The sequence below is a fragment of the Candidatus Cloacimonadota bacterium genome (assembly GCA_021734245.1).
In the GTDB taxonomy this organism is placed as follows: Bacteria; Cloacimonadota; Cloacimonadia; order Cloacimonadales; family TCS61; genus B137-G9.
Genome location: JAIPJH010000055.1, coordinates 1 through 20,535 on the forward strand (window position 1 = coordinate 1; position 20,535 = coordinate 20,535).

The 20,535-nt window shown below is 38.1% G+C and carries 8 protein-coding genes; 7 read left to right on the top strand and 1 reads right to left on the bottom strand.

Annotated elements, in window-relative coordinates; genetic code table 11:
• The coding region (locus K9N40_09025) for a hypothetical protein (protein ID MCF7814608.1) at window positions 1-211 on the bottom strand (211 nt) is incomplete at its 3' end.
• A 779-nt stretch (window positions 212-990) separates the two neighbouring features.
• Here K9N40_09025 and K9N40_09030 point away from each other — a divergent pair.
• The 7 genes from K9N40_09030 (at window position 991) to K9N40_09060 (ending at window position 20,171) form a co-directional block, all read left to right on the top strand.
• Entirely contained in the window at window positions 991-1,782 is a 792-nt protein-coding gene (locus tag K9N40_09030; protein ID MCF7814609.1) for a glycyl-radical enzyme activating protein, read from the top strand.
• Window positions 1,783-1,957: 175 nt separating this feature from the next.
• Complete coding sequence (locus K9N40_09035) at window positions 1,958-4,306, top strand: glycyl radical protein (protein ID MCF7814610.1); 2,349 nt, start codon at window positions 1,958-1,960, stop codon at window positions 4,304-4,306.
• 206 nt (window positions 4,307-4,512) lie between these two features.
• Window positions 4,513-6,279, top strand: a complete 1,767-nt coding sequence (locus K9N40_09040; protein MCF7814611.1) for an aminopeptidase P family protein — start codon at window positions 4,513-4,515, stop codon at window positions 6,277-6,279.
• A 109-nt stretch (window positions 6,280-6,388) separates the two neighbouring features.
• Window positions 6,389-9,409: a hypothetical protein gene (locus tag K9N40_09045; protein MCF7814612.1), complete on the top strand. Its 3,021-nt coding sequence runs from the start codon at window positions 6,389-6,391 to the stop codon at window positions 9,407-9,409.
• Window positions 9,410-9,419: 10 nt separating this feature from the next.
• On the top strand, window positions 9,420-13,046 hold the full coding sequence (locus tag K9N40_09050; GenBank protein MCF7814613.1) for a CotH kinase family protein: 3,627 nt from the start codon (window positions 9,420-9,422) through the stop codon (window positions 13,044-13,046).
• A 12-nt stretch (window positions 13,047-13,058) separates the two neighbouring features.
• Entirely contained in the window at window positions 13,059-16,598 is a 3,540-nt protein-coding gene (locus K9N40_09055; GenBank protein ID MCF7814614.1) for a CotH kinase family protein, read from the top strand.
• A gap of 12 nt (window positions 16,599-16,610) precedes the next feature.
• Window positions 16,611-20,171, top strand: coding sequence for a CotH kinase family protein (locus tag K9N40_09060; GenBank protein MCF7814615.1), 3,561 nt, complete (start codon window positions 16,611-16,613; stop codon window positions 20,169-20,171).
• Window positions 20,172-20,535: the final 364 nt, after the last annotated feature.

The window sequence follows — 20,535 nt, forward strand, 5'->3', positions numbered from 1 at the left end:
GATAGCTTCCGCATGACTTTCCGGGATATTCCCATGGAGAAAAAATAAGCTTTGCAACTAACAGAACGAACAACAGCGAATTATTAAATGTTTGCGGTTGTTCGTTTTTTTCATATGAATCAAGAAAATTCTTAAATTTGACTATCATCGTGGCAGAGCCAAGGTGTATTTCGCTAAATTTATTCCAGCAAGCTGAAAATCGAATTTTCATTATATACCCCTCTCCGGCAACTGCCGGATCTCCCCTCAAACAGGGGAGAAAATTTGGAAAACCCAGATACAGAGCAGCCAGGAATTCTTTCGATTAAAATTTCTTTTTTGTTAAACCCCTCTACGACTAAAGCCGCATCTCCCCTTGTCAGGGGAGAATTTCTTCGATTTTAAAAAAAACTATTAAAAGACTATTCTTTTCTTTCATTTTTCTTTCAAATCCTCTTTCACTTCCTCATGTCAACGAAGATAAAGGGGGTTAATGCTTTCATCATCAGCTTGTGTGTTCATCGTCAATCATGAAGGTTTCATTTAATAATAAAAATCCTTATTCCAAATTTGCTCCCTGAAAATGCTTATTATGAAAGGAGTTTAATCATTTTTACTATAAATAATTCCGTTATTTTACGAGATGTAAAGCTACAAATATTTTCACGAGACTCTTCCGTCTTCGCAAAGCTTCGCCGGTACAGGTGGGATGAATCTCTTTTGCAAATGCCAGGAGTAAAGCTGATAGATTATCGTGATATCCTTCCTTTGCAAAGCTATTAGATGCGTCAGGAAGACGAGATTATTTATCCGTGCTCTTCCGTGTAAATCTGTGAGCTTGTTTTGTACATTTGTTCTGAAATAAAGATAATAGAAAACATTCTGTTTGTGCATTCAACCATTGAGAAGGGCAAAAAAAATTTTGTTAGTCCTAAAACCTTCGCCAGGTTTCCAAATATTAATTTACAAAATTCTTACAGAATAATTTCTCGTCAGTGTTTGAGGTGAGTGATGCAGAAAGGAATAATTTTTGATATAAAACGCTTTGCCGTGCACGACGGGCCGGGAATTCGCACGACTGTATTTTTTAAGGGTTGTCCGCTGAATTGCTGGTGGTGTCACAATCCTGAAAGCATCGATTCCAAACCGCAAAAGATCACAAAACAAATTGCTCTGGATGATAAAATTTTCGATAAACATGAAATCATAGGCAGAGAAATGACAGTTCAGGAAGTGATGACGGAAATTCTGAAAGATAAGATTTTCTTCGATCAATCGGGTGGAGGAGTAACTTTTTCCGGTGGTGAACCGCTGCTGCAATTTGATTTTCTGAAAGAAATCCTGGAACATTGTAAAAAAGAAAGATTGCATTTAATTTTGGATACTTGCGGATTAGCTCCTCAGAAAGATCTGGAGCAGATTTTAGATTTTGTTGATCTATTTTTTTTTGATCTGAAAAACATGGCTGAAGAACTGCATAAAAAATATGTTGGAACTTCCAACAAAATCATTCTGGAAAATCTGAAATTTTTAGCAGAAAATCAAAAGCAGATAATCATCCGATTCCCGCTCATTCCTGGTGTAACAGACACTGACAAAAATTTAGATGAAATGTTGGAATTTTTAAAAACACTGCCTCAGATTAAAGAAATCAATTTACTTCCTTATCATAATATTGCCGAGGAAAAATATAGAAGATTGAACCTGAAATATTACGAATTCAGTGAGCCAACTCAAGAGAAACTTGACACTGTCAAACAATTTTGGACAGATGCAGGATATAAAGTTAAAATTGGTGGATAAATGAAAGCAACTCTCTACTGTTTCTCTCCCGTTCCTTTCTTACAGGCGAGGGAATATAAGGAAAGCAAAGAAGAATCCCCTCTCGAGAGGGGTACGGCTTCAGCCGGGGGTGTGTAATTTCTTCTTGCTGCTCTACGTTTCCCCAGTAAAGGGGAATTGCAAGGGGTCAAAACAAATGACCGAACGTATAAAAAAACTTCGACAAGACAGCCTGGATGCAGTGAACAAGATCACAGCAGAAAGGGCTTTGCTGGTTACTGAATTTTACAAAACAATTCTGGCAGAAAATTTGCCCATTCCGATTCAACGAGCTCGCTGCCTGCAATATATTTTCAAACACAAACAAATCTGCCTAAATGAAGGTGAACTTATCGTGGGAGAGCGCGGACCAGCTCCCAAAGCCACTCCCACTTATCCGGAAATCTGCCTGCATTCAATTCAGGATTTACAGATCTTAGATTCCCGTCCGAAGGTTTCTTTCCAGGTAGATGAAGAAGTTTTTCAGGCTTATGAAAAGATCGTGATTCCGTTCTGGAAGGGAAAAACGCAGCGAGATAAAATCTTTGAAGCAATGGATAAAAACTGGCTGGAAAGTTACGGAGCAGGAGTTTTCACAGAATTTCAGGAACAACGTGCGCCCGGTCATACAGTTTTGGGAGATAAAATTTATCGTCTGGGAATGCTGGACATCATACAGCAGATCAATGATGTTAAAACTCAAACAATCGATCCTGCCAAATTAGCCGAATTGGAAGCGATGGAAATCGCTGCCAGAGCAATCATCATGTATGCTAATCGTCATGCTAAAAAAGTGGAAAAACTGGCAGAAAATGAAACAGATAAAAACAGAAAACAAGAACTTCTGAAAATAGCAGAGATTTGCCGAAAAGTTCCTGCCAATAAACCGGAGACATTTCAGGAAGCACTGCAATATTACTGGTTTGTGCATCTGGGCGTGATCACTGAACTCAACCCCTGGGATTCTTTCAATCCCGGCAGGCTGGATCAGCATCTTTATCCGTTTTACAAAAAGGAAATTGAAGCCGGAACACTTACCAAACAAAAAGCGATCGAGCTTCTGCAAACGTTCTGGATAAAATTCAACAACCATCCTTCGCCACCCAAAATGGGAGTTACTGCCCAGGAAAGTAATACTTACACCGATTTCGCTTTGATAAACGTTGGCGGCTTGAAAGTGGACGGCAGCAATGCGGTGAATGATCTCAGCTACATCATTCTGGATGTGATCGAAGAAATGCGTATTCTGCAGCCCAGTTCAATGGTTCAGATCAGCAGCAAAACTCCGGACAAATTCATCGAAAGAGCTCTCAAGATCGTCAAGACCGGTTTCGGTCAGCCTTCTATCTTTAATTCGGATTGCATCGTAAAAGAGCTGACCAGGCAGGAAAAATCTATAATAGATGCACGAAACGGAGGTGCCAGCGGTTGCGTGGAAGCTGGTGCTTTTGGAACTGAAAGTTACATTCTCACCGGCTATTTCAATTTGACCAAAATATTGGAAATAACTTTGAATAATGGAGTCGATCCCAGAACCGGAAAAAAAATCGGAATAGAAATAGGTGACCCAAGAGAATTCCAAACTTTTGATGAACTTCTTTCCGCATTTCAGAAACAGGAAAATTATTTTGCCGAGATCAAATTGAAGGGCAATGACAAAATCGAGAAACTTTATGCAGAAAATCTGCCGGCTCCTTTTTTGTCGCTGCTCATCGACGACTGCATTTCAAACGCCACCGATTACAACGCCCGCGGTGCACGCTACAATACAAGCTATGTTCAAGGTGTCGGTCTTGGCAGCATCACTGATATTCTTACTTCAATTAAATACAATGTTTTCGATAATAAAAAAATTTCCATGAGCGAGTTATTGAATGCTTTGAATGCGAATTATTCTGGTTACGAAAATCTGCGTTTCGACCTGATCTACAACACTCCCAAATATGGAAATGATGATGATTATGCCGATGAAAATGCGGTAAAAGTTTTCGAGATTTTCTTCGATTCTATCGATGGTAAACCAACTGCTCTGAATGCAACTTATCGCATCAATATGCTGCCCACGACCAGTCACGTGTATTTTGGCAGTGTGATCGGTGCCACGGCTGATGGCAGAAAAAGCGGTGTTCCGCTTTCGGAAGGCATTTCACCGGTGCAGGGAGCAGATAAAAATGGCCCTACCGCTGTAATGAAATCCGCTGCTAAATTCGATCATACAAAAACCGGCGGCACACTTTTGAATCAGAAATTCACTCCGGCATTTTTCGAGAATAATGAAAGCATTTCCAAACTGGGAAAATTAATCCGTGGTTATTTTGCCATGGATACACATCATATTCAGTTCAATGTGGTAACTGCTGAAACCTTGAAAAAAGCTCAAAAACATCCCGAACAATATCGTGATCTTATCGTGCGGGTTGCCGGTTATAGCGATTATTTCAACGATCTGGGAAAAGACTTGCAGAACGAGATAATCAGAAGGACAGAGCAGGGAGTGAATTCCTGAAGATTCCCCTCTGGAGAGGGGTGCGGCTTTAGCCGTGGGGTGTGTTAACCTTCGCAACAGTTAGCAATAGACAGATCATCAAACTTAGCGCTTTTGCGAACTTGGCGGTTATGCCAATTCTGAGAAGAAAGCTTATCAGATTTTTTTTTATTGCCAGATAATTCGCCCGAAATTTCTTAAAATCAAATATATTTCAGGAGAAAAAGATGAAGGTAAATGATAAAATTTCTGCCCTTCGAGATTTGATGAATGAACATGGATTTTCGGCCTATATCATTCCCAGTTCCGACGCCCATCTTGGTGAATATGTGGCAGAACACTGGCAGGCGCGCCAATGGATTTCCGGTTTCACCGGTTCGGCGGGAACGGTTGTAGTTACGTTGGAAAAAGCCGGTTTATGGGCAGACGGACGCTATTTTATTCAAGCAGAAAATCAGATAAAAAACACAGAAATCGAACTCTTCAAGATAGGCATCCCCGGCTTTCCAACTTATACAGAATGGCTTTTGCAGGAATTACAGGAAGGAGACGAAATCGGCATCGACGGCTCGGTTTTCAGTGTGAATGATGTAAAAAACATGCAGCAGAAATTTGATAAAAAAAACATATCTATCATTTCCCATTATGATCTGATCGCTGAGATCTGGCAGGATCGGCCTTCCCTTCCCACTTCGCAGGTTTTTCTGCATGATGTGAAATTTGCCGGCAAATCCCGCAAAGAAAAGATCGAAATGATCCGAGCTAAAATGAAAAAACAAAATCTGGATTATCACCTTTTTACTTCCCTGGATGACATCGCCTGGACATTCAATATTCGAGCTAACGACATCAAATACAGTCCTGTTTCGCTTGCCTTTGCAGTTATTGGCTTAAATTCAGCACATCTTTTTATCGATAAGAACAAAATTAAGAATATAGACCTTAACAATGTTGAAATTCACACCTACGAAAAAATCACCGAATTCCTTTCCAATCTTGAACCGGAAAAATCCATTTTGATCGATCCCAACAAGACAAATATAAAACTGAAAAACGCCATCCCGAAAGATTGTAAAATAATCGAAAAACCACACATCTCAACCCTGCTGAAATCCATCAAAAACGAAACCGAAATTGCCAATCTGAAGAAATGTCAAATTCGTGACGGCGTGGCGATGGTGAGATTTCTGTATTGGCTGGATAGCAACATCGGAAAGATCAAAATCACCGAAATGAGCGCTGCTGAAAAACTGGCTGAGATCAGAGCGAAAGACGAAAATTTCGTTGATCTCAGTTTTAATTCCATTTCAGCTTATATGGCAAACGCAGCCATGATGCATTATGCGCCTTCCCACGAAAATGAAACGGAACTGAAACCGGCAGGTTTTTATCTCATCGATAGCGGCGGCAACTATCTGGACGGCACCACTGATATCACTCGAACGGTTTGTTTAGGAAATATCTCGCACGCTATGAAACGTGATTTCACTTTAGTTCTGAAATCTCATATTGACCTGAGTCTGGCACATTTTCTGGAAGGAGCTACTGGCGCAAATTTAGATATTTTAGCACGTCATCCCATGTGGCAGGAAGGCCTGGATTACAAATGCGGAACTGGTCATGGAGTCGGTTATTTTCTCAATGTTCACGAAGGACCGCAAAATTTCAGTCAACGCCTGATAAATGTTCCCATAAAACCAGGGATGACAACCACCAATGAACCAGGAATTTATAAGGAAAATGAATATGGAATCCGCACAGAAAACACACTTCTTTGCGTAGAAGATCAAAAAACTTATTCCGGTCAATTTTATAAATTTGAAGTTATTTCCTTCTGCCCTATCGATATTCGAGCGATCTTACCTGAAATGCTGAATGAATCACAAAATGAATGGCTAAACAACTATCATAATAAAGTTTATAAAAAACTGAACTCCTATCTAACCAGCGAAGAAAAAACCTGGTTAGAAGAAATGACAAAACCAATTTCGTAACTTATTTTGTTTCATAAAATTACAAGCTGTCGCTTTTTGGCAGCTTTTTTTGTTGCCTAAATTATTAATAAATTATTATATTGCATTCAATATTTTGGGGGTTGTGTTTATGAAAAAAAATTTACTGATAATTTTGATTTTTATTTTCTTCTCATTTTCTATCTTTTCTGCTGAATATCCAGATTTCGAAAAAATAGTAAAAAGACAACATCAGGTTCGCCGGCAGGAAGTAGAATTTTATCGAAGTTTGTACCAGGAACCTGCATTTACAACCCGAGAAATGGATAATTATGACGTGCGCTATTATCGTATCGAGATCGAGCTGGATTTTGACGATGAATATATCGACGCATCTGTATTGATGGGAATCGAAATTCTGGAAGATAATTCCAGTGCTATTCAGGTTCATTTCGCTGATATTTTGGATGTGGATGAGATTATCATGAATTCACAAAATCTCACTTTTTCGCATCAGGACGGCATCATTGATATTGATCTGGCAGGAAATTATAATATCGGTGATTACCTGGAAATCGAAACATTTTACTATGGAAATCCCGACGTGCGGCTGGAAGACGGCATCAAGTTCGAATCTCATTCCGGAACTCCGGTAGTTTTTTCCATGGTTTCTCCGCGAGGAGCCCGAAAATGGTGGCCCTGCAAAGATACACCAGCCGATAAACCGGATTCCCTCGATATCTGGGTTACTTTTCCAGAGCAATATGTCTGCGCTTCCAACGGACTTCTGCAGGAAGAAATAAATAACGGTAATGGCACAAAAACCAGTAAATGGCACGAGTCATATCCGGTAGCAACTTATCTTACTTCTTTCGCCATCACCAATTATCAAATGCACTCTTTTCTGTGGCAATACAATGGAAACCAGATGATGGTAGATAATTATATCTATCCCGAGCAGGCAACTTCCAGTATAGATCTTTACAGTCAATGTGAAGGAATGCTGACTTTTCTTTCCGATACTTATGGAATTTTTCCTTTTCTGAGCGAAAAATACGGACATGCCACCTGTACCAATCTTGGCGCTCTGGCTATGGAACATCAAACCTGCACTTCTTTCGATGCCGGCTACATCAGCGATCCGGCTGCGCCTTACACAGTTTGTCACGAACTTGGTCATTCCTGGGCAGGTGATGCCTTGAGCATCGGCAGTTGGAGTCATGTGTGGCTGAAGGAAGGTTTTGCTTCCTACAGTGAAGCTTTGTGGGCCGAACATCTCTACGGCTCGCAGGGTTTGCAGGATTATATGCAGGCGGAAGATACCGGCGGAGCTTTAGACGAATGTCTTTATCGTGATGATTCACTGGGGGCAAATCACATTTTCAATTCTGTAGTTTATAACAAAGGTTCCTGGAGTGTTCACATGCTGCGGGGAGTTCTGGGAGACGATGATTTCTTTGATTTGATGGAATATTATTTTCAGAATCCCGATTTTCTTTATGGGAACGTTCTAACGGAAGACTTGAAAAATTGTGCTGAAGACATCGCCGGCTACGATATGGACTGGTTTTTTGATCAGTGGTTCTGGAATTATGGACGACCCAGTTATTATTATACTTATTACACATCAGCTTCCCAGGATTCGGTAAAAGTTACCCTGCAATCGATGGGAAGTCAGGGTGATCCGTTTGAAATGTATGTTCCACTGCGCATCAATGATGAAGATCAGCGCATCTGGGCAGAAGATGGTTTTAATTATGACACATTAGAATTAGTTGGCAATGTGAGCAGTTGGGAATGGGACCCTGACAACTGGGTTCTGGATTATGGGTACATCGAAAAAATTCCTGCTTTGGATGAAGTTGATCTGAATCGAGAAGGTTCCGCTGTTATTACCTGGACAGATTTCTTCGATCCTGCCATTTCTGGTTATAACGTCTATCGCAAATTGGAAGGAGAAAATTATCTTCAGTTGAATTCCGTTCCGGTAACGGCAACCTATTATTTTGATGACGATGTAATTGCCGGACAGCAATACTATTACAAAATTGCCGCGGTTTTCGATGACGCTGGAGATTATGTCAGTAAATTTTCCAATCAAATATCTATAATTCCAGTCGATTTTACATTTGACGAAGGAATTCTGCTGGTGGATGGAACTCAGGATTATCCAGCAACTTCACCATTTCCATCCGATGAAGATGTCGATCAATATTATGATACAATTCTGGGAAATTACGGATATACTAATTGGGATTTGAATTCTGAAGGTTTGCCACCACTCACGGAAGCAGCAAAATACTCCACGATAATCTGGCATACCGATGATATTGTAAATTTCCCATTTGATAACGATCTTTACAACATTAAAACCTATCTGCTGGCTGGCGGTAATCTGCTGATCTCGTCCTGGAAACTGCTTTATGATCTACAGGACAATTTCCAGGAATATTATCTTAATTTTAACCAGGCTTACACTAACGATCAACCTGATTTTATCGGAGCTTTTGGACAGAACGGATTTCCCGATATTTCTATTGATACAGGCAAAATTCCGCTACCCTTCTGGGAAAGTACTCTGCAGTATGTAAATAAATTTGAACCAATTAACGGAGCTGAACCAATTTACATATTTGATTCAGAATCTAACGATCCAGATTGGGAAAACATGGTTTGTGCCCAAAGGTTTTACGGAGATTTTAGACTTTATGTTTTTGGTTTTCCACTTTATTTTATGAATCAAAACACTTCCATGCAGATAGTTGATCTGGTTCTGCAGGATTTTGGAGAAATAACCAATGTAGAAGATCACACAATTCCCAACTCCTCTCTCCTAACTCCACACTTGTCTAATTACCCCAATCCGTTTAATCCAACTACAACGATCTTTTTTGAAACCACAAATTTACACGAATCAGCACAAATTGAAATTTATAACTTAAAAGGTCAGAAAGTTAAAATTCTGCCTGTCATCCTGAGTGATCCCGAGAATCGGGATTGTATCGAAGGATCAGGCACAACAAATAGTTATTCCGTCGTTTGGAACGGAACAGATCAAAATAACGAACCTGTTTCCAGCGGAATCTATTTCGCAAGAATACGCTTGCGTCCCGATTCATCGGGGAAAGCTGGAAAGTTCGAAGCAAGTTGTAAGATGCTGCTGATCAAATAAAGAGGTAAAGATGCAGAGAAACATAGAGACAAAGAAAAGAAATCGTCATTCTGAAGTATCTTACGAAGGTTGTTCTTATGAAGAATCTCTTAGCTCAATTAAGATAAAATTTATGATTTCTATAGTTTTATTTTTCTGTATTTTAGGCAGTGTATTTTCACAGAACATAAAAATAAACGAGATCATGTCATCAAACAGCACCACAATCTATGATGAAGATGGAGATGCTTCAGACTGGATTGAAATTTATAATGCCGAAACATCAGAAGTTTTTCTGGATGGATTCACTCTTTCCGATGATGTGAACGATCCTTATAAATGGGAATTCCCAAATGTTTCGATTCCCGCCCAGGATTTTCTGCTTGTTTTTGCTTCGGGAAAAGACCGTCCTGTAAGTCATTGGGAAACGATCATCGATTGGGGTGATAACTGGAAATATTTTATTGGTACAGAAGAACCACCTTCTGAATGGCGAGATGTAGATTTTGATGATTCCACGTGGAGCGAAGGACCCAGCGGATTTGGTTTTGGCGATGATGATGATGCTACGATTTTGCCTGAACCACTTGTTTCATTCTATATTCGCCACACGTTCCAGATAAATGATCTTGCAAATATAGTAAATGCACTTCTACATGTAGATTTTGATGATGCTTTTGTGGTTTATCTGAATGGTGTGGAAATAGCTAGAGAAGGAATTGGTGTCGAAGGCTTGGTTCCTGCTTTTGATGAAACAGCCGGCATCTCTCATGAAGCACAAATCTATCAAGGTGGAATGCCTGAATTATTTGTAATAGAAAATCTGGATGCGATTTTAATGGAAGGAAATAATATACTATCCATTCAAACTCATAATGCCAGTTCAACCTCTTCCGATATGAGCATGATCCCATTTCTAACTTTGGGAATGCGTGAGGAACCAACCGGCGCAACTGGAATTGCTGTACTTCTGGAAAACGATCTTCCCAAAATGCACACTAATTTCAAACTTTCAACCGATGGTGAAGATGTAATTCTTTCTGATAACATCGGAAATATTCTTGATAATATTGCATTTTCCAGTTTGGAAACCGATATTTCCTTTGGACGTCAACCGGATGGTTCAGATGATTTTTACTTATTCAATGGACCAACTCCTGATTCTTCAAATACGACAACAGGATTTTTGGAATATTCAGCTGACCCGATTTTTGATATCGATGGCGGCTTTTATTATGATGATTTTACTTTTGGATTTGTCGACATTCCTGCTGGTGAAACTATCTTTTATACGTTAGATGGATCTATTCCTGATGAAAATTCTTTTGAATACACTCAACCCGAAACGATAGATTCTACAGTTGTTATACGTGCTCGTGGTTTTGAAACTGGAAAAATTCCCAGCCAGACAGTTACAGAATCTTTTTTCGTAAATATCGATCCAAGTTTGCCGGTCATTTCGCTGGTTTCCGACCCGGTAAATTTCTTTGATGAAAATTATGGAATTTACGTTATGGGGCTAAATGCCAGCACTATCTATCCGTATTATGGTGCAAATTTCTGGGAAGACTGGGAACGGCCGATCAATATCCAGATGTTTGAAACAGATGGAACCAATGCCTTCCACATAAATGCCGGAGTAAAAATTTTTGGGAATTATTCACGCGGGCTTCCCCAAAAATCTCTGGCAATCTACACTCGAAATCAGTATGATGACAATAAAATTGCCTATCAGATTTTTCCTGAAAAAAACATTGCTGAATTTGATAATATTGTACTTCGTAATTCTGGAAATGACTGGGAATGGAGCATGATGCGTGACGCATTGATGACCTCACTTGTGCAGGAAACTGGATTAGACATTCAGGATTACAGACCATCGACAGTATTTATAAATGGAGATTATTGGGGAATTCACAATATTCGAGAAAAAATAAATGAACATTATTTGGAAGCAAATCACGGTGTGGATCCTGATGAGATTGATATGCTGGAAGATAATGGACTGATCATTCACGGTGATAAACAGCATTATCTGGATTTGCTGGATTTTATAGAAAACAATGATATCAGCCTTCCTGCAAATTATGAATATATTTGCACTCAAATGGATATGGAAAATTATCTTAATTATATGACAGCGGAACTGTTTTATGCAAATAGTGACTGGCCGGGAAGAAACTTAAAATTCTGGAGAGAACAGAATGATGAGGGCAAATGGCGATGGATTTTGTTCGATACCGATTTTGGTTTTGGGTTGGGAGAAGCATTCGATTTTAATATGCTGGAATTTGCCTTAGAACCTAACGGACCTATTTATCCAAATCCACCCTGGTCTACTTTTTTGTTCCGCAGATTAGTTACAAATGATACTTTTGTTCAAGATTTCGTAAATTTATTTGCTGATCGTTTTAATGGTATTTTTCATACCGATCATATTCAGAACAAAATTCTGGAATTGAGTGGAAATATTGAAACCGAAATGCCAAATCATGTCGATCGCTGGAATCTTTCAATGGCTTCCTGGCAAAATGAAGTTTTAGTTCTGCAATATTTTGCTGGCGATCGTCCTCAATATGTAAAGCAACATATTATGGATGAGTTTGGATTGCCTGGTACTGCAAATATCTATCTTGATATATCTCCCCCGGAAACCGGAAATATTCTTGTTAACACTTTGCAAGTGGAAGAATTTCCCTGGGCTGGTGAATATTTTCTGCAGAATCCGGTAACCTTGACCGGACTGGATGTACCTGGTTGGCAGTTTGCCGGCTGGTCGGGCGATGTAATATCCGATTCCACTTCCATCACGTTAGATATGAATGATGAATTTTCTCTGATCGCCTGGTTTGAACCAGCAGCCAGCTTTGTAGATTCAATAGTATTTAATGAAATTAATTACAACTCCGCACCCGATTTTGATACTGAAGACTGGGTAGAAATTTATAATCGCAGCCAACAGGATATCGACATGAGCGGCTGGTCTTTTTCCGATTCTGATGATAATCATATTTTTGAATTTCCAGAAGGTTACACACTATATTCAGATGAGTTCTTAGTTATTTGCCGAGATACTACAGCTTTTTCATCATTCTTTCCGAACATCAATAATATATTGGGTAATATGGATTTTGGACTCAGCAGTGATGGTGAAATGGTCAGGTTATTCGATCATACCGGAGAATTGATCGATTCTTTGCAATATGGAGTAAATTCTCCCTGGCCCACAGAGCCAAATGGAAGCGGTCCCACTTTAGCGTTGTTGAATCCTACTTATGATAATACTGATCCTCAAAGCTGGGCTGCTTCTTACGAACATGGCACCCCGGGAGAGATCAACGACGTTTATGTTTACAGCGATGAAAATATCGTCATGCAAACTGAACTTAAACTTCTCCAGAATTTCCCGAATCCTTTCAACCCTACCACGCAGATCAGCTATTCTTTACCTGAAGATAATAATATCAAATTGACAATTTATAACATAAAAGGACAATTGGTTAAAATTCTGGTTGATGAATTTCAGCCTGAAGGAAGATATACTGTAAGTTGGAATGGAAAAGATGAATTTGGTAAACAATCGGCTAGCGGAATTTACTTCTATAAATTAGCTGATGGCAGAAATTCTAAAACCAGAAAAATGATACTCTTGAAATAGATGGGAGATTAAATGCGAAGTAGATTTTTGTTTTTCCTTTTGATCCTTTTTATTGCCGTCCTAAATTGTCAGGATGTGAAAATAAATGAAGTAATGGCTTCCAATGCCATAACGATTTTAGATGAAGATGACGATTCTCCTGATTGGATAGAATTGTACAATAATTCAGGAGTTCAAGTCGATCTCTACAATTATGGTTTATCTGATGATAGTTCGGATCTTTTTAAATGGCTACTCCCAGATATAAGTTTGCAACCCGATGAATATTTTTTGATTTTTGCTTCCGATAAAGACCGACGCGTTGGACATTGGGAAACAGTAGTTGACTGGGGTGATGAATGGACTTATTTTTTGGGATTTGGGCCTGTACCTGATGACTGGAGAGAAATTGATTTTGATGACTCAGACTGGTTCAGTGGAGCTACAGGAATTGGAACGGACAGCGATAATGCAACAGTTATTCCCGCAGTTCCTTCCCTTTTTATGCGTCGAACATTCCAGATAGAAGATATTTCAAATATTGATCTTTCGTTAATGCACATCGATTATGATGATGCTTTCGTAGCTTATATAAATGGAATTGAAGTAGCCCGGGCAAATATTGGTTCACCTGGAATTATTCCGGCTTTCGATGATCTGGCAAATGAATCTATTAATGCAGCTATTTATGATGGTGGAGCTCCGAAAAGAATTGTTATTGATGATACAGACAGTATTTTTGTAGAAGGTGAAAATGTGATTTGTATTCAAACACATAATTATCATCCATACGGTGATTTGGCAATTATCCCCTTCCTGTCTTTTGGCATGATCGAAGAACCAACTGTACCAAATGGTGTAAACGCAATTATAGATACACTTTTAGCATTTCCTCATGCAAACTTCAAGATCAGTTCCAGTGGTGAGACAATTTACCTTACAAATACAAACAGTACACTTGTTGATTCTTTTGTTACAACAGAGCTTCCAACCGATATTTCGATGGGATTGCAACCAGACGGAAGCAACGATATTTTTTTCTTCAACCAACCCACACCCGGAACAGAAAATTCTACTGTGGGATATCAGGATTTTTCTGATCCACCCATATTTAGTTTAGATGGTGGATTCTTTTCAGGATCACAAACTATCGAACTTTCCGGTGCAAATGCAAATGAAACAATTTATTATACATTGGATGGATCCGATCCTGCTGACACATCATTTGTATATAGCCAACCAGTCACAATCGATACAACCCATGTTGTAAGAGCCCGTATTATCGGCCCGGGTTCTGTTCCCAGCCCTATCATAACTCACTCGTATTTTATTGACCGAGATTTCTCATTACTGGTAATTTCCTTGGCTACAACTCCGGCAAATTTTTTCGATGAAGATTATGGAATTTATATGCTGGGCGGAAATGCCAGTTCAAATTTTCCCTATCATGGTGCAAATTTCTGGATGGACTGGGAAAGGCCGATCCACATTGAAATGTATAATTTAAATGGCTCACTTAAATTCAGTGAGGATGCTGGAACAAAGATTCATGGTAGATTCAGCAGAGGATATCCACAGAAATCATTAGCGATTTTTTTCCGTAACCAATATGGGAATGGAACGCTTAACTGCCAGCTTTTTGATGACAAACCAATAGATGAATTTGAATCCATTCTGATCCGTAATTCCGGCAATGACTTCAAATCTACACATTTTAGAGATGCAATGGTCACTAATCTTATGCAGGATCAGAATATTGATTATCAGGAATTTCAACCTGTAATTGTTTATCTCAATGGAGATTACTGGGGGATTTATAATTTACGTGAGAAAGTAAGTGAACATTTTGTAGCTTCAAATAATGAAGGTGTAGATCCGGATAATATTGACAGAATCGAATATCGTTACAAAGTTTTGAATGGAGATTCTACAGCATATCATCATCTCTTTACATATTTGGCAGAGCATGATATGTCTATTCCTACCAATTATGATTATATTAAGACAATTGTAAATGTAGAAAATTTAACAAAATATCTGGCTGCAAATATTTATTGTAACAACTCAGACTGGCCTCGTAATAATGTATCTATGTGGAGAGAAAGAACAGATACTGGAAAATGGCATTGGATGTTGGATGACATGGATTGGAGTTTTGCTTATCCATGGGTAAGTGTTGATGATAATACACTTTGGTCAGTTTTATCAACCGAACCTTCAAATCTCAATCCACCAGAATTCACATTAATTTTTAGAAAAATGTTTGAGAATCCGAATTTTATAAACGGCTTTATAAATTGTTCAATGGATTATATTAATACAATTTTTCAATCTAATGAACTTTTACAACAAATATCCATTATCCAATCAATGTATTCTACAGAAATGCCCTCTCACATTGCCAGATGGCCGTATGAAGACCTTATGACTATGAATGATTGGTTCGATAATATTGATGATATGAACGAATTTGCTTCCGATAGACAAGGTTATGCAATAATGTATATGCAAGATGAGTTTTCAGTTGGAAACACTGTAAATGTAAATATTGACTTAAACAATGAAGCCATGGGCTTGTTGAAATTAAATTTTATTAATCTAAATGATATACCATTTAATGGAATGTATTTCGAAGATGTTCCAATTAAACTGACTGCTATTCCTTACGACGGCTACGAATTCGATCACTGGTCTGGTTCTTCCAATTCCTTGAATCCAGTATTGGAAATCACACCTGGTTCTGGTTTGAATCTTACCGCAAATTTCCAGGAAATAGGTGGTGGCAACAATTCAGATATCATTATCAATGAGATAAATTATCATTCCAGCGACAACTTTGATGTAGGTGACTGGATAGAAATTTATAACCGCAGCAATGCATCTATAGATCTTTCGGGCTGGCAATTCAAAGATGAAGATGATGAGCATATTTACAATTTCAGTACAGGATTCAGTATAGATGGTAATTCTTATTATGTGCTTTGTCAGGATATTGCGGCTTTCCAAACTCATTATTCCAATGTTTCTAATTGTACAGGAAATTTCGATTTTGGTTTAAGTGCCAGTGGAGAAGAAATAAGAATATTTGATGCTGATGGAAATTTGGTTAATAATGTTATTTATGATGATGAATATCCCTGGCCCACAGAACCTGATGGAACGGGCTCAACCTTGGAAGTAAAAAATCCCAACTTGAACAATGCCGTTCCTTCTAATTGGGCTGCTTCCTCTCCCTATGGAACTCCCGGCAGTCCAAACGAAAATCTGGGAACAGATGATATTCCTGAACTTCCTCAAGAAATAACTCTTTATCAAAATTATCCAAATCCATTCAATCCTACAACTAACATAAAATATTATCTGCCAACTGATGGTAAAGCTGAATTGAAAATCTATAATGTTAAGGGACAATTAATCAAATCATTCTGTAATGAATTCCAGGAAAGAGGATTTCATTCGATCAACTGGAACAGTTTGGATAAATCCGGAAAAAAAGTAGCAAGTGGAATATATTTTTATCAACTTGATAGTGCAAATAAATCATTATCTAAAAAAATGTTGTTATTGAAATAAAAGGATAAATTAATGAAAATTGAAGTTAGGTTTTTGATAATTTTAATATTGTTATTGATTACAAATTTTTCAGCTCAGAACATAAAAATTAATGAAATAGTCAGTAGTAATCTGAACTCATTGAAAGACGAAGATAATGAAAATCCTGATTGGATTGAGCTTTATAATTCTGGTAATTCAGCAGTAAATCTTCTCCATTATGGCTTGTCCGATGACATAGATGAACCTCATCGCTGGAGTTTTCCGGATATCTCAATACAACCGAATGATTATCTGGTTGTTTTCGCTTCAGGGAAAGATCGAGCTTACAATCCGTATTGGCAAACTATTATTGATTGGGAAGATAATTGGCGTTACTTTGTGGGAACTCAACCTCCTCCAACAAACTGGAGACAACTCAATTTCAACGATAATAACTGGGAATATGGACCAAGTGGTTTTGGTTATGGTGATGATGATGATGCTACCGAAATTTGGGAAATATCTCAAGAGGAAGCGTTATCTGTTTACATCAGAAAAACTTTTGATATCGACAATGTAAATGATGTGTTAACTGGATTGCTTCATATTGATTTTGACGACGCATTCGTTGCCTGGATGAATGAAGTAGAGATAGCTAGAGAGAATATTGGTTATATCGGGAATTTTCCAGCTTATTACGATACTGTAGATATTCGAACTCACGAAGCAGAATTGTATCGTGATGGAAGACCAAATCATTATATAATAGAAAATATCCAATCAATCCTGCAAAATGGTGAAAATGTGCTGACAATCCAAACGAACACCCTGGATAGCGATATGACCATGATCCCATTTCTCACTTTGGGTTTTGCCACAGAACCAAGTGACACTTTGTATGTAAGTCCCATCGTGGAACCCAATCTGTTAAATCTTCACACCGATTTCAGCTTGAATGAAAATGAACCTGTAATTTTATCTGATCCGGCGGGAAATATAATCGATCAACTGGAACCCGGTTTTATTCCATTAGATAATTCTTTTGGAAGACAACCAGATGGAAGTAATAATTTATTTTTCTTTGAATCCACATCTCCCGACAGCACAAATGATAATTCCATATCATCTCAAGATTTTGCTGACCCTCCCGATTTTTTTATCGACGGTGGTATTTTCGATAATTCGGTAAATGTTTCATTCGTTGGTATTCCTTCCGGTGCAACAGTTTATTATACCATCGATGGCTCTGAACCGAATCCAGACTCTACAGACACTTTCGAGTATACATATCCAGTCAATATCGATACAACTACGGTTGTAAGAGCTCAAACTTATCAACCAGGATATCTTCCCAGCAAGCTCATTTCTAACACATATTTGATCGCTGAAAATCATACTTTACCTGTTGTAAGTTTAACTACCGATCCTTATAATCTTTGGGATTACTATGAAGGAATTTATGCCAAAGGACCTAACGCTGGTTCAGGATTTCCGTATTTAAGGGCAAATTTCTGGCAGGATTGGGAAAGACCTGTACATATTGAACTTTTTGAACCTGACGGCAATCTGGGATTCAAGATGGATGGCGGTATTAAAATTTTCGGATATTTTAGTCGTGGGCATGATCAAAAATCCGTTGCAGTTTTTGCACGCAGCAAATATGGAACCGGTATGATCCCTTATAAATTCTTTGAGGATAAACCATTCACAGAATATAAAAATATCGTTTTCAGGAATTCAGGTGGAGACTGGATGAGATCGATGATGCGCGATGGTTTTATGCAGAGCCTTCTAAAAGATACCGGTTTATCATATCAGTCTTATCGACCTGCGGTTATTTATCTGAATGGTGTTTATTGGGGAATTCAGAATATCCGTCAAAAAGTAAACGAACATTTTTTTGCACAAACCTATGGTGCCGATCCCGATAATATAGATTTATTAGAAGAAAATAGACAAGTTTTGTATGGAACTGTAACAGCTTATTCTCAATTTATGGATTTCATCGATACGCACGACCTTAACATTCCAGCCAATTATGAACAGCTAGAAACTATGATGGATATTGATAATTATCTCAGTTATCAGGTTGCAGAAATAATGTTTTGTAATACTGACTGGCCTGGAAGAAACATTAAATACTGGCGGGAAAGAACTCCCGATGCAAAATGGCGCTGGCAGATATTCGATTTGGATCTTGGTTTAGGCTTAATTAATAGTGCAAATCATAACACGCTGGCTTTTGCACTCAGAGAAAATGGACCTTACTATCCAAATCCAGACTGGTCAACATATCTTTTTAGAAGAATGGTAGAAAGTGATCAGTTTGTAGTTTCACTGGTAAATAAGTTTGCAGATTTCATGAATTCAATATTCGATCCTGGATATCTGGAAGCTAAGATTGACAGTAATTATGCTTATCTGGAAATTGAAATGGTAAGACATTTCAATCGATGGGAATATGATAACTACAATTTCGACAATTGGTCCGAGAACGAACATCTGGTGATGGCGTATTTTGCTCGCGATAGAAAAGCTTATATGACGCAATATATAAAGCAGCAATTTGATATTCCTGGAATATTTTCGCTAAATTTAACTATGCTTCCGGAAAATTCTGGAACAGTGAAAGTAAATTCATTAGAGATAGAAGATATGCAATGGAGTGGAGATTATTTTGATAACATTCCCATAACTTTAACAGCAATTCCTAAGCCCGGTTATATTTTTTCTGGTTGGACAGGTGCAGTAGAATCAGATTCATTAACAATTCAAATTAGTTCTCAATATGATGTTGATATCTCTGCTAATTTTATCATCGGAATACCGGAAGTTTCCAATCTGGTTATTAATGAAATAAACTATAATTCCTCCGACACATTTGATCCAAATGATTGGATCGAGATATATAATCCCAAAGATTCTGCAGTTTATCTGGATGACTGGAATTTGAAAGATGACGATAATTCTCACAATTTCACCTTCCCTCCCATTTATCTGGCCTCCCACGATTATTTGGTTCTTTGCAGAGATTTAACAGCATTTAACAGCCACTTTCCAGATGTTCAAAATATAATTGGTAACTTTGATTTTGGACTAAGCAGCAATGGTGACATGGTGCGATTGTATAAAAATAATACTTTAATCGATTCCTTATTATACAGTTCGCAAACTCCCTGGCCTGTCGAACCTGATGGTACAGGTCCAACGCTTTCATTAAAGAATCCACTGCTGGATAATTCGCTGGCAGAGAACTGGGCGGCTTCCGATTTCAACGGAACTCCCGGAGCCAAAAACGAGGATGTTTATGAACCTCTGAATCCACCTCTTTCCGACAAACTTCAGCTTCTGCAAAACTATCCTAATCCCTTTATAGAAAACACCGTTATCAAATACTCTATTCCAACCGAAGGAAGAGTGAAAATTAAGCTCTATAATCTTAGAGGTCAGGCAATAACAACCTTGGTTAATGAAATTCGACCAGAAGGAACTTATACTGCAATCTGGTCTGGTAGAGACAAATATGATAGAAAAGTTTCCAGCGGATTATATTTTTATAAGCTCAGTCATAATGGAAAAACTAAAGTAAAAAAAATGCTGGTAGTGCGATAATGAAATATTTTGAAAAACTTGACACTATAACAGGAATCAGAAGTCTTCTGTTTCAGGTTTAAAAAATTAGGAAGGGAGGCTGTAATTTTATTCAAAAAATCTAAACCAAAATTAGATGATGCCTTCAAATCCAGAATCTATCATCATCGTTCCTATCGAAAGCTTCCAAAAGCAAAACCAGGTCAGACCATTTTAGATTTTTTCATCTGTGCAATTCTATTAAATATCAGGTTCTTTTTAGAAAAGAGTGGGTGAAGTTAAAAAAGTAGTTGAAGAAAAAAAAGCTATGAAGAAATTTTCCTCTAAAAAATAAATGGGGGAAAAATGTATAAAGAATTATTTGAACAGGCTCTTCATATAGAGT